General features: G+C 70.8%; 10 protein-coding genes. 8 read left to right on the forward strand and 2 right to left on the reverse strand.

The window, feature by feature from the left end:
- Positions 1-118: 118 nt before the first annotated feature.
- The gene (locus ACZ7MG_RS10700) at positions 119-988 is read right to left on the reverse strand and encodes an alpha/beta fold hydrolase (RefSeq protein WP_471382609.1); all 870 of its coding nucleotides are present in this window, start codon (positions 986-988) and stop codon (positions 119-121) included.
- Positions 989-1,518: 530 nt separating this feature from the next.
- Positions 1,519-1,965 carry an ATP-binding protein gene (locus tag ACZ7MG_RS10705; RefSeq protein WP_471382608.1) on the reverse strand — a complete coding sequence of 149 codons (447 nt, stop codon included), beginning with the start codon at positions 1,963-1,965 and terminating at the stop codon, positions 1,519-1,521.
- Between the two features lie 935 nt (positions 1,966-2,900).
- Between ACZ7MG_RS10705 and ACZ7MG_RS10710 the strand changes: the two genes are divergently transcribed.
- The 8 genes from ACZ7MG_RS10710 to serS all read left to right on the forward strand — a co-directional run bounded on the left by ACZ7MG_RS10710 (position 2,901) and on the right by serS (position 12,835).
- Positions 2,901-3,713, forward strand: coding sequence for a hypothetical protein (locus ACZ7MG_RS10710; protein WP_471382606.1), 813 nt, complete (start codon positions 2,901-2,903; stop codon positions 3,711-3,713).
- A gap of 333 nt (positions 3,714-4,046) precedes the next feature.
- The gene (locus tag ACZ7MG_RS10715) at positions 4,047-4,799 is read left to right on the forward strand and encodes a YcnI family copper-binding membrane protein (RefSeq protein WP_471382605.1); all 753 of its coding nucleotides are present in this window, start codon (positions 4,047-4,049) and stop codon (positions 4,797-4,799) included.
- An 82-nt stretch (positions 4,800-4,881) separates the two neighbouring features.
- On the forward strand, positions 4,882-5,616 hold the full coding sequence (locus ACZ7MG_RS10720; protein WP_471382603.1) for an SCO family protein: 735 nt from the start codon (positions 4,882-4,884) through the stop codon (positions 5,614-5,616).
- Positions 5,613-6,110 carry a copper chaperone PCu(A)C gene (locus tag ACZ7MG_RS10725; RefSeq protein WP_471382601.1) on the forward strand — a complete coding sequence of 166 codons (498 nt, stop codon included), beginning with the start codon at positions 5,613-5,615 and terminating at the stop codon, positions 6,108-6,110. The genes ACZ7MG_RS10720 and ACZ7MG_RS10725 overlap by 4 nt, the downstream gene beginning before the upstream one ends.
- Before the next feature lie 59 nt (positions 6,111-6,169).
- Entirely contained in the window at positions 6,170-8,341 is a 2,172-nt protein-coding gene (locus ACZ7MG_RS10730; RefSeq protein ID WP_471382977.1) for a copper resistance CopC/CopD family protein, read from the forward strand.
- An 8-nt stretch (positions 8,342-8,349) separates the two neighbouring features.
- A complete protein-coding gene (efeB, locus tag ACZ7MG_RS10735) occupies positions 8,350-9,852 on the forward strand; it encodes an iron uptake transporter deferrochelatase/peroxidase subunit (RefSeq protein WP_471382600.1) in 1,503 nt (500 codons plus the stop codon).
- Positions 9,853-10,037: 185 nt separating this feature from the next.
- On the forward strand, positions 10,038-10,973 hold the full coding sequence (gene pheA, locus ACZ7MG_RS10740; protein WP_471382599.1) for a prephenate dehydratase: 936 nt from the start codon (positions 10,038-10,040) through the stop codon (positions 10,971-10,973).
- Between the two features lie 584 nt (positions 10,974-11,557).
- Positions 11,558-12,835 (forward strand): serine--tRNA ligase, encoded by a 1,278-nt coding sequence (gene serS, locus ACZ7MG_RS10745; protein WP_471382598.1) that lies wholly within the window; start codon positions 11,558-11,560, stop codon positions 12,833-12,835.
- Positions 12,836-12,849 lie beyond the last annotated feature (14 nt).

The following is a 12,849-nucleotide window of genomic DNA, read 5'->3' on the forward strand; positions in this document are numbered from 1 at the left end:
GGCTGCCGGTGAGCGGAGCTTGGTGCGTGCAGCTGCAAGGCGGAGGAGGGCGTCGACGCAGAGGCCGCAGATGTGCGTGCCACGCCCCGCGGCCCAGGCGTGATCCGGACGACAGGCCCTAGTTGACGGTGACGGCCCAGCTCAGGATGCGGGTCAGGACCCGCAGGGAAGCGAAGTGGGCGGCACCGCGTTCGACCTCGACCTCCGCGTACGGGATGTTCCGGCCCAGCCAGCGGGTGTGCTCCACGGGGGCGAAGATGTCGTCCGCGCCGTGCCAGAGCTTCACGGGCGTGTTGATACGGCCGAGGTCGAAGCCCCACCCCGTGCTGAACGCCATCACGTCGTCCACCCAGCCGTCGGCGGAACTGCGCAGCCCCTCCGCGAAGTTGCGCTCCAGCATGTCCTGGATCCCGGCGTCCGCGATGATCCACCGGTCGGACTCCGGCAGCCCGCCGGCCATCTCGGCGACCGACGCGGCCGGATCGGCGACGATCGACTTCGTGCGGCGTCCGAGGGTCGCGGTCACCCGGTTCCGGCCGATGGCGGCGTTGACGTACTCCCGCACGTTCGACTCGGTCATGCCCTGGAACCAGTCGAGTCCGGACGCGTCCCGCGGAGCCAGGCTGACCAGCGCGCCCACCCGCGTCGTCCGCTCCGGCAGCAGCGCGGCGCAGGCGAGCGCGTGCGGGGCGCCGCCGGAGCGGCCGACCACGGCGAAGTGGCCGATGCCCAGGGCGTCCGCGATGTGCCGCACATCGCCGGCCGCCGCGCTCACCGTGCGGCCCGGCAGCCGGTCCGAGTCGCCGTACCCCGGCCGGTCGAAGGTGATCAGACGGATGCCCATGCGGTACAGCACCTGCTCACGCGGCGCGGGACCGAGCCGGCTGCCCGGGGTGCCGTGCAGCAGGAACACGGACCGGCCGTCCGGATCACCGCTCTGCTCGACCGACAGCCGCCGACCGTCCGAGGTGTGCACCGTTCGCTGCATCGCCATCCCCTGTCGTCCCGTCCCGCCCCTGTGTCCCGCCGATCCCCGCCTCCGCCGGTCGTCAACCACCACGACGGGCTCGGGCTTCGCACCGCGTTCGGCTTCGGTGGGAGGTACCGGGGGAGGCGACGGGGTGGGGCGACGACGTGAGGAACGCCGACTTCGCACGAAGCGCTGTCTTCGTACGGACCGCTGTCTTCGTACGGAGCGTCGTCTGGGTACGGACCGCTGTCTTCGTACGGCAGGACGCGAGCGTGGGCGTGGGCGTGCCGCATGACGATGCGCCGCATGCCGATGTGTCGCTTCGCGACGTACAGCACGACGTGGTCGTACGTCGTGGAACCGCACCCCACCGGGTCGCACGGACTGTGACGGCCGTGTTTCGTGACGTTCCGTCGGCCGTCGGCTCGATCCCCCTCACCGGCGGATGCCCGTGCTGGTCGCCAACTCCCCCATCCGGCCAGTATGCAGCCGGACGGCCACGCGGCCCAGACCGCGTAGGGCACCGAGCGGGTGGGAGGAGGGTCGGGTTACACCGCCACCAGCGGTGCGTCCTCGCGCCACTTCAGGATCTTGTCGAAGCTGACGACCGCGCCGCCGTGGCCCGGTTTGTTGCCGATGTGGACATGGTCGGCGAGTTCGCGGATGAGACAGAGACCGCGGCCGTTCTCGGCGTCGGTGTGGGCCGGGCGGACCGGGTGGCGGTGCGGGAAGCCCGGGCCCGAGTCGGCGACCTCGATCCGGCACTTCTCGCCGTCGAGATAGGCGGTGACCCGGTACGCCTCCGTGGTCGCGCCGGCCGAGAGCCCGCCACCGTGCTCGACCGCGTTGGCGCAGGCCTCGCTGAGGGCGATGGAGAGGTCGTAGGAGACGTCCGGGTCGACACCCGCCGTCTCCATCGTGCCGATCAGCAGCCGCCGGGCGAGCGGCACGCTCGCAGCCTCACGCCGCAGATGGAGTGACCACCAGATGCTCATGCTCCAGCCTCCTGGCCGCGGCTCGACATACCGTTACGTATTGCCGCCGAGGGCCGTGCGCAATCGCCCGGAAGCCGTCTCTCCGCCCATACGGCGGATGCGCCCCCCGAACAATCGGTGTATGCGGACCGAACTCTTCCGAATCACCCATCACTCGCACCACTCCGGCCGACATGCTCGGCGTCGCGGGCGGCGCCACACTCCCCTGTGGCGAGCGCCCCACACATCCCTCCGGGCCGCAGGCAACCGCCCGCCCTTCCGACGCACAGCCACCGCGCGCCCTTCCAACGCACGGGCAACCGCCCGCCCATCCAGCACACAGGCCGCCCTCCGGGACCCGACGACCTTGTCTCCGGCCGGTGGTTCCGGTTCCCGGCAGCCTCGGGTTTTCCGACGCGCGGCCGGTCCCGGGTCTTCCGCGCACGGGCGGCCTCGCGTCTTCCCGGGCACGGGCAATCTCGTGGCTCCCGGCATGCGGGCGACCTCGGGCCTTCCCGCACACGGGCGGCCTCGGATCTTCCGGGGCACGGGCGGCCTCGCGTCATCCCGCGCACGGGCGGCCTCACGTCGTCCGGCATGCGGGCGACCTCAGGTTTTCCCGCGCACGGAGGCCTTGGATCTTCCGCGCACAGGCGGCCTCGCGTCATCCCCCGCACGGGCAATCTCGTGGCTCCCGGCGCACGGGCCGTCCGTGCCTTCGGCTCGCGGCGCGCGCTCCGCGTACCGTCCGGGGCGCGCGCGTCGCGCGCATCGGTCTTTCAGGGGCGCGGGGAACTGCGCGGCGAGCCCCCACCGGCACGCACCCACCACCTGACCGAACCCCGCCCCTTCCCCCGACCGGACCCCCAACTGAACACCGGCCCCCTCTTCCCCGTACCTGAACCCATGTACCCGCCCAACCCAGCGGAGCGCCCCGGTGCGATGATGGGCCCGCCATGACTGCCCCCCACCCACACCGGCCGACGGCCCCGCGCCCGGCCCGCGCCGGAGGTGACCTCCGGGTTCCGCGGGCCGCGGTGTTCGCCGCGGTCTGCGTCGTGCTGGCCGGGGCGGGACACGCGCTCGCCTCGTGCGCGGCCGTCCCGCTGTGGACCCTGGGTGTCGGTTTCGCCGGTGTCTTCGCCGTGGCGGTCGCGCTGGCCGGGCGGGAGCGTTCGCTGCCGGGCATCGCGGCGACGCTGGCGGTGGGTCAGACCGTGCTGCACGCTCTCTTCGGCCTGGGCCAGCACGGCACGACGGCCGCGTCGCGCACCACGGAGGCCATGGACGCGGTGCTCGTCGAGCGCGCCGCCCGCTTCCTGTGCGGCACGACCGCGGCGGCCCTGAGCCCCACCCAGGCGCGGCGGATCCTCACCGAGGCCGGCGTCGGCGGTACGCACGCCGCACACGGCCCGGTGGACACCATGGCGACCGGGACGGGCTCGTCCGCCCTGCTGCCGTCGCTGCCCATGATGCTCGGCCATGTGCTCGCGGCCGTCGCCGCCGGGTGGCTGCTCCGCCACGGCGACCTCGCGCTGCTGCGCCTGGCCCGGCTGTCCGCCCAGGAGCCGTTCGTACGGTCCCTGCGCGGGGCGTTCGCGCTGGCGCGGGCCTTGCGGTCCGGGCTCCCGAGCACGCCGGAGACCGTTACGGGCGCCCGGCACGGGGTGTACGCGGCGCCCGCGCCCCCGCGGACGACCGCCCTCCAGCACACGCTCGTACGGCGCGGCCCACCGACCACCGCCCCGGCCCTCACCCTCGCCGCCTGACCCGACGCCCGCTCACTCCGCACCGGGGAGAGAGGTCCGTCGTACGGCGTCGAGGCGTGCGCACCCGAATTCCGCTGCCGCTCCTGGCCGGTGCCTTCTGGCTCCTGGGTACTTCCCCGGCCCCCGGGGCCTTGGCCTTGGCCTTGGCCTTGGCCTTGGCCTTGGGCCCTGGCTCCCAGGTCCTGGCACCTGGCCCTGCATTCCGGCTCGCGGTCTCGGGCGCCGGGTTCCGACCACCCGGCGGTCGGCTCGCACGCTCGTCGGCTCGCGGCGCGCACGCTGCCCTCTTCCTCGTTCTTCTTCTCCCTCACTCACTGTGGAGTGTCACCAGTCATGAAGGCTTCTCGTATCGCCGCCGTCGGCGCCCTCGCCGGTTCGGCCGTGCTCATCCTGTCCGGCCCCGCTTTCGCGCACGTCAGCGTCGCGGCGGAGGGCACGGCGGCGAAGGGCGGGTACGCGACCGTCAACTTCAAGGTCCCCAACGAGCGCGACGACGCCACGACCACCAAGCTCGAGGTCAACTTCCCGACCGACCACCCGCTCGCCTCGGCCCAGCCGGAGGCCATCCCCGGCTGGGAGATCAAGGTCACCAAGGCCAAGCTCGACAAGCCGGTCGAACTGCACGGCGAGCAGATCGACGAGGCCGTCTCCAAGATCACCTGGACCGCCGACGGCGCCGGCATCAAGGCGGGCTTCTTCCAGAAGTTCCCCGTCTCCATCGGTCAGCTCCCCGAGAACACCGACGAACTGGTCTTCAAGGCGATCCAGACGTACTCCAACAAGGAGGTCGTCCGCTGGATCGAGGTGCCCAAGGACGGCGAGGAGGAGCCCGACAACCCGGCGCCCGTGCTCGCGCTCTCCGCCGCGTCCGACGATCACCACGGCTCCTCCGCCGCTACCGCCTCCGACGAGTCGGAGGACGCCAAGGACGACGCCAAGAACGCCGAGGCCGCGTCGAACGAGACCGCCGCGCCCGCCGACAGCAGCGACACCACCGCCCGAGTCCTCGGCGTCGTCGGCATCGTCGTCGGCGCCGCGGGCGTGGCGTACGGCGTCCTGGCCGGCCGTCGGCGCACGAACGCCTGAGCCTCCGGCTTCTCGGCCCCTTCCCCTCGGCGCGCACGCGGCCCCGTGCGCGCCGAGGCTCGAACAACTGGGACATTTCTCCATGCGTACGCACACAAAGCTCACAAACACGCAGATCGCGAACACGCGGATCACGAGCGCGAAGATCACGAATACGAAGAAGAAGACGTTCGCCGCCGGCGCCCTGCTGGTCGCGGCCGTCCTCACCCTCTCGGCCTGCGGCACGGGCGACGACTCCACGACGTCGGTCGCCGAGGTCTCCGACACCGGTCCGCAGAAGGCCGCCACGGTCCTCGACCAGCCGTTCACCAAGCCGGATCTGGTCCTCACCGACACGAAGGGCAAGGCGTACGACCTCCGCAAGGAGACCGAGGGCAAGCCGACGCTGATCTACTTCGGCTACACCAACTGCCCCGACGTCTGCCCGCTGACCATGAACAACCTCGCGGTCGCGAAGAAGGAGGTGGCGAAGAAGGTCTCGAAGTCGGAGCTGGCGAACCTCCGGCTCGTCTTCGTCACCACCGACCCGGAGCGGGACACCCCGGCCGAGCTCGGCAAGTGGCTCAAGGGGATCGACTCCGAGATCGTCGGCCTGACCGGCGACTTCGACGAGATCCAGGCCGGCGCCCGTACCCTCGGCATCTCCATCAACCCGCCGACCAAGGACGAGAACGGCAAGACCGTCTCGGAGCACGGCACCCAGGTCATCGCCTTCTCGCCGAAGACCGACGGCGGCTATGTGCTGTACGGCGAGGACGCCACCGTGCAGGACTACGAGAAGGACCTGCCGAAGCTGCTCAAGGGCGAGAAGCCGTGAGACCACTCGCCGGACCCGTCCTGATCACCGTCGCCGCGCTCGTCCTGACCGCGTGCGGTTCCTCCGACTCCTCGTCCTCTTCCGACAGCTCCTCCGGCGGTTCCTCCGGCGGTTCCTCCGCCGCGAAGCTGCTGGTGAAGTCCGCCTACATGCCCCAGCCCGTGACGGACTCCCTGGCCGCCGGCTTCCTCGTCATCGAGAACGACGGCGGTACGGCGGACGAGCTGACCTCGGTCACCAGCGACATCGCCCAGGACGTCACCGTCCACGAGACGACCGGGCAGTCGATGCAGGAGGTCACCGGCCTGAAGGTCCCCGCCGACGGCGAACTCGTCCTCCAAAGCGGCGGAAACCATCTGATGTTCGAGAACCTGAAGCGCAAGCCGAAGGAAGGCGAGACGGTGTCCCTGCGGTTGAACTTCACCAAGTCCAAGGCCATCACGGTCGAGATGCCCGTGAAGTCGGCGACGTACCAGCCGACCAGCGGACACTGAGGGAGGTAGCACCCTTGAGCCGGTTGAGGCCGTCGCTGAGGCCGCCACTGAGGCCGCCACTGAGATCATCTCTGAGATCGTCTCTGCGGCCGTTTCTGCTGCTGTTGCTCGCCGCCGTCGGAGCGCTGTTCGCCGGTGCCGTGCCCGTCTCCGCGCACGCCGCGCTGACCGGCAGCGATCCGCAGCAGGGGTCGGTGGTCAAGGAGGCACCGGACCAGGTGTCGCTCACCTTCTCCGAGAACGTCGCGATGTCCGACGGCTCGGTACGCGTGTACGACCCCAAGGGCAAGGAGGCCGACACCGGCGAGGTCACCGACCTGGGCGGCAACAGCTATGCCGTCGGGCTCCACTCGGGCCTGCCCGACGGCACGTTCACCGTCACCTACCAGGTCGTCTCGGCGGACAGCCACCCCGTCTCCGGCGCCTTCACCTTCTCCGTGGGGGCGCCCTCCAAGACGACGGTCGCGGTACCCGAGCAGGAGGCCGGCGGCGGGGTCGTCGGCGCCCTCTACGGGTTCGCGCGCTACCTGTCGTACGCCGGGTTCATCCTGCTGGTCGGCGGCGCGGCCTTCGTGCTGGCCTGCTGGCAGCGCGGGGCGGGGGTACGGCCCGTGCAGCGGCTGGTGGTCGCCGGCTGGCTCACGCTGACCACCGCCACCCTCGCGATGCTGCTCATGCGCGGCTCGTACACCGGCTCCGGCAAGCTCGGCGACGTCTTCGACCTCGATCTGCTCGGCCAAGTCCTCCAGACGAAGACGGGCGCCGCCCTCGTCTCCCGCCTGCTACTCCTCGCCGCTGCCGCACTGTTCATCGCGGTGCTGTTCGGGGCGTACGCGCGACGGGACGAGGAGATCGAGGACGAGGGAGAGGGAGAGGGAGAGGGAGAGGGAGAGTCTGAGGAGACCGAACAGAGCTCTGCGGAGGACTCCGAGGCCGACGTGGCCGATTCGGCTGACGAGGCCGATGACGAGCACGACGACGAGGAGGACGAGGAGGACGAGGACGACGACGAGTCCCGTCACCGGGACCTCACCTTCGGGCTCGCCATCGGCGGAGGCGTGGTCTCCGCCGGTCTCGCCGCGAGCTGGGCGATGGCCGAGCACGCCTCGACCGGTATCCAGACGGGCCTGTCGATGCCGCTCGACATCCTGCACCTGCTGGCGGTCGCCGCCTGGCTTGGCGGCCTGGTGACCCTGCTCGTGGCCCTGTTCCGGGCGCCCGTCGACGCACAGATCGAGACCGCGGCCGTACGACGGTTCTCGCGGGTCGCGTTCGGCAGTGTGCTCGTCCTGACCGCGACCGGGATCTACCAGTCCTGGCGCCAGGTCGGCACCTGGTCCGCGCTGACCGGCACCTCGTACGGACAGCTGCTCCTCGTGAAGATCGGCCTGGTCGCCGTACTCGTCGGGATCGCGTGGATCTCGCGTCGCTGGACCTCACAACTCGCGGAAGCCCCGACCCAGGCGGAGGCGAAGGCGAAGGCCGAGGCGAAGGCCGAGGCGAAGGCCGAGGTGACGGAGGCGGCCGAGGAAACGGCGGAGGAGAAGGAGCCGGTGGCCGCGCACGCGAGCGGCGGCGGCTCCGGACGGACCACCGATCAGAGTTCCGGCGGGACTTCCGGTGGGACTTCTGGTGGGACTTCTGGTGGGGGTTCCGAGCGCGCCGCCCAGCTCGCGCGGCAACAGGCCGCGGTGGCGAGCGCGCGAGAGAAGCGGATACGGAACGCCGACCCGGGCCGTACGGGGCTGCGCCGGTCGGTGCTGGCGGAAGCGGCCGTCGCCGTCGTGCTGCTCGCCGTCACGACGGTGCTGACGGCCACCGAGCCGGGGCGGACGGTGGAGGAGGCCAACGCGGCCAAGGCCGCCGCGACGCAGGAGGACGAGACCTCGGGCGCGCTGGCGCTGGACATGTCGTTCGACACCGGGGGCAAGAACGGCCAGGGCGTGGCCCGGCTGCAGATCGACCCCGCGCGTGTGGGCGCCAACGAGATGCATGTCTATGTCCAGGGGCCCGACGGCAAGCCCTTCGACGTCCCCGAGGTGAAGGTCGCCTTCACCCTGGAGGCCAAGAAGATCGGCCCGCTGCCCGTGGTCCCCGACCGGGTCACCACCGGCCACTGGACGGCCAACGGGGTGCAGATCCCCATGGCGGGCGACTGGAAGATCGAAATCACCGTACGGACATCTGAGATCGACCAGGTAACCGTCGGCAAGAACGCGAAGATCGGCTGAAACACACCATGGCTGACCAGGACCTCGTCGAAGACGGCTCCGCCGCCCGCAAAGGGGCGCGGGGCGGTGCCGACCAGGCGGCTACGGCCGCGCAGGCGCGTGCGACCACGAACGACTCGCAGTCGCGGGCGGGGGCACGGTCGCAGTCACAGTCGCAGTCGCGGTCGGCGTCACCGTCCGGCGGTTCGAAGCGGGAGCCGGAGAAGGGCGCCCCAGCCGGGAACTCCTCGGAGGGGCCGATCTCCCGGCGCCGTCTGCTCGGCACGGCCGGCGCCACGGGACTCGCGCTGGGCGCGGTGGGCGGCGCCGCGGGCTACGCGGCCGGTGCCGCTTCCTCGTCCTCCTCCTCTTCCTCCTCTTCCTCCGCCGAGAAGGTCACCCCCTTGTCCTCCCTCGGCGCGGGGGAGGTGATGTTTCACGTGAAACATCAGCCGGGAATCACCACGCCTCTCCAGGCCCGTGGCCACCTCGTCGCGTTCGACCTGGCGGCCGGGTCGGGGCGGAAGGAGGCGGCCGCCCTGCTGCGCCGCTGGTCGGAGACGGCCCGGCGGCTGATGGCGGGGGAGGCGGCGGCCCAGGACGACACGGACATCGCCCGTGACGCGGGACCGTCGTCGTTGACCGTCACCTTCGGTTTCGGGCACAGCTTCTTCGCTCGTACCGGTCTGGAGAAACAGCGCCCGGAGTCCCTGGACCCGCTGCCCGACTTCTCCTCGGACCAGCTCGACAGGACCCGCAGCAACGGCGACCTGTGGGTGCAGATCGGCGCGGACGACGCGCTGGTCGCCTTCCATGCTCTACGCGCGATCCAGAAGGACGCGGGCAGCGCCGCTCGGGTGCGGTGGCAGATGAACGGCTTCAACCGCTCGCCGGGAGCCACGGCCCACCCCATGACGGCCCGCAACCTGATGGGCCAGATCGACGGCACCCGTAACCCGAAGCCGGCCGAGTCCGACTTCGACGAGCGGATCTTCGTGCCGGCGAACGCCTCACCGGACACCTCCGGCGACCCGGCGTGGATGGCGAACGGCTCCTACGCCGTCGTCCGCCGCATCCGCATGCTCCTCGACGACTGGGAGCAGCTCTCGGTCAAGGAGCAGGAGGATGTCATCGGGCGCCGGAAGTCGGACGGCGCACCGCTGAGCGGGGGCGCGAAGGCGGTCGAGACGACCGCGATGGACCTGGAGAAGACCGACGCCCAGGGCAATCTCCTCGTCCCGATCAACGCGCACGCCCGGATCACCCGCCCCGACCAGAACGGGGGCGCGGCCATGCTGCGGCGCCCGTTCTCGTTCCACGACGGCATCGACGCGAACGGGGTCCCCGACGCCGGTCTCCTGTTCGTCTGCTGGCAGGCCGACCCCCTCCGCGGTTTCGTCACCGTGCAACGCAAGCTCGACCGCGGTGACGCGCTGTCCAAGTTCATCCGCCACGAGTCGAGCGGGCTGTTCGCGGTGCCGGGGGGCGCGGCGGAGGGGGAGTACGTGGGGCAGGGGCTGCTGGAGGGTTGATCGCGGGCCGGACGATGCCGCCGGTCGCTCCCTTGGCCTTTCCTGGGCTGTGCCTGCACCCGCCCGGCCGGGAAGGTGCCCGACCAGGGAGGTGTGAGGGCGCCCCCAGGGCCGTACGTCGCCCTCAGGGGTGGTGTGGGCGAGACGCGTGCGCCGGGCGGCCCCAGGCCCATTAGGGTGAGGCCATGCCAGCCAGCTACGTGTACCTCGGTCCCGAGGGCACCTTCACCGAGGTCGCCCTGCGCACGCTGCCGGAGTCCGCGACCCGCGAGCTCGTCCCGGTGGTGTCCGTGCCCGCCGCACTCGACGCCGTCCGCAACGGCGAGGCCGAGGCCGCGTTCGTCCCGATCGAGAACTCCGTGGAGGGCGGCATCACGACCACGCTCGACGAGCTGGTCGCCGGCGCCCCGCTGATGATCTACCGCGAGGTGCTCCTCTCGATCACCTTCGCGCTGCTGGTCCGGCCGGGCACCAAGCTCTCGGACATCAAGACGGTCACCGCGCACCCGGCCGCCCAGCCGCAGGTCCGCAACTGGATGAAGGCCAACCTCCCGTCCGACGTCGTCTGGGAGTCCGCCGCCTCGAACGCCGACGGCGCCCGCCTGGTCCAGGAGGGCCGCTACGACGCCGCCTTCGCCGGTGAGTTCGCGGCCTCCCGGTACGGCCTGGAGGCCCTGCAGACCGAGATCCACGACGCGGAGAACGCCCAGACCCGGTTCGTCCTGGTCGGCCGCCCGGCCCGGCCCGCCGCCCCGACCGGCTCCGACAAGACCTCCGTCGTCATCTGGCAGCGCGACGACCACCCCGGTGGGCTGCGTGATCTGCTCGGCGAGTTCGCCGTCCGCGGGGTCAACCTCATGCTGCTGCAGTCCCGACCGACCGGCGAGGGCATCGGCAACTACTGCTTCGCCATCGACGCCGAGGGCCATATCTCCGACCGTCGGGTGGCCGAGGCGCTGATGGGCCTCAAGCGGGTCTGCCTCCAGGTCCGCTACCTCGGTTCATACCCGCGTGCGGACGCCGCCACCACGAAGCCCCGGCCCACTCTGCCGGGCACCTCCGACGCCGAGTTCGTGGCCGCGGCGGACTGGGTGGCGCGCTGCCAGGACGGCCGCTTCTAGGACAGCTGGTCCTACCTGCTTATTTTCTTTGTCCACAGAAGTTATCCACAGGGCTGCTTCTCGACCTGGGGACAAGTCGACAACACAGTGCCACTCAGTCGATAAATCCCCTTCACAGGCCCTGCTGCGTCCACAACCCCGTGGGTCACCCTTCGTCCACGTGTTTCCTCCCGTCAACTCTTTAGAGCGACCCATTTACCTGCGAATCCACTCGAAAGTGGGCGTGAAGGTGGTTTGGCTCGGGAATCCTCAAGTCGGCGCCCGACTTTCCTCATGATCTTCCCCATAGTCCACAGATCTTTCGCACAGCCTGTGGATAACTCTGCGACACCGTGGATTCCTGTGGACGGCCGATCCCCAAGTCCCGTACGGAACAAGGGAGTCGAGTCAACCAGGCGCCACATCCCCGCCCCCTTTCAGGGGTCCACCCTGCAATTCATTGACGTTCACCGGCATCCGTCCACCGTCCGCACCCACACATCACTCTCCGCCACCGCGATGGACATTCAGGTCAAACAGTCACAGAACTGGCGCTGAGGGAATTCAAGTCGTGGGCCGGAACCACGCACCGGTAGCCTTGTGGGGTGATTGACCTTCGCCTGCTCCGTGAGGACCCCGACCGTGTGCGCGCGTCCCAGCGCGCCCGTGGAGAGGACGTCGCGCTCGTCGACTCCCTCCTGTCCGCCGACGAGCGGCGCAGGTCCTCCGGCGTCCGCTTCGACGAGCTCCGCGCCGAGCAGAAGTCGCTCGGCAAGCTGATCCCCAAGGCCTCCGCCGAGGAGAAGGCCGAGCTGCTCAAGCGCGCGGAACAGCTCAAGGCCGACGTCAAGGCCGCCGACGCCGAGCGCGACGCGGCGGACACCGAGACCCAGGAGCTCCTTCTCCAGCTCGGCAACCTCGTCCACCCCGACGTCCCCGTCGGCGGCGAGGAGGACTTCGTCACGCTGGAGACGCACGGCGACATCCGTGACTTCACGGCCGAGGGCTTCGAGCCGAAGGACCACCTGGAGCTCGGCACGATCCTCGGCGCCATCGACACCGAGCGCGGCGCCAAGGTCTCCGGCTCGCGCTTCTACTTCCTGACGGGCGTCGGCGCCCTCCTGGAACTCGCCCTGGTCAACGCGGCGATCGCCCAGGCCACCGCGGCCGGCTTCACCCCGATGCTGACCCCGGCGCTGGTCCGCCCGCAGTCGATGGCCGGCACCGGCTTCCTCGGCCAGGCCGCCCAGGACGTCTACCACCTCGACAAGGACGACCTCTACCTGGTCGGCACCTCCGAAGTCGCGCTGGCGGCGTACCACATGGACGAGATCATCGACGCCGACCGCCTCCCGCTGCGCTACGCGGGCTTCTCCCCCTGCTTCCGCCGCGAGGCCGGTTCGCACGGCAAGGACACCCGGGGCATCTTCCGCGTCCACCAGTTCGACAAGGTCGAGATGTTCTCGTACGTCGCGCCCGAGGACTCGCAGGCCGAGCACCAGCGCCTGCTGGACTGGGAGAAGCAGTGGCTGACCTCGCTCGAACTGCCCTTCCGGGTCATCGACGTCGCCTCCGCCGACCTCGGCTCCTCGGCCTCGCGCAAGTTCGACTGCGAGGCGTGGATCCCGACGCAGGGCAAGTACCGCGAGCTGACCTCGACCTCGGACTGCACCGAGTTCCAGTCGCGCCGTCTGCAGATCCGCGTCCGTGACGGCAAGCAGGTCAAACCGCTGGCCACGCTGAACGGCACGCTCTGCGCCGTCCCGCGCACCATCGTGGCGATCCTGGAGAACCACCAGCAGGCCGACGGCTCCGTCCGTGTCCCCGAGGTCCTGCGCCCGTACCTGGGTGGCCGCGAGGTGCTGGAGCCGGTAGCCAAGTGAGCGAAGCGGCTGCG

Source organism: Streptomyces sp. NPDC107538 (genome assembly GCF_055657445.1).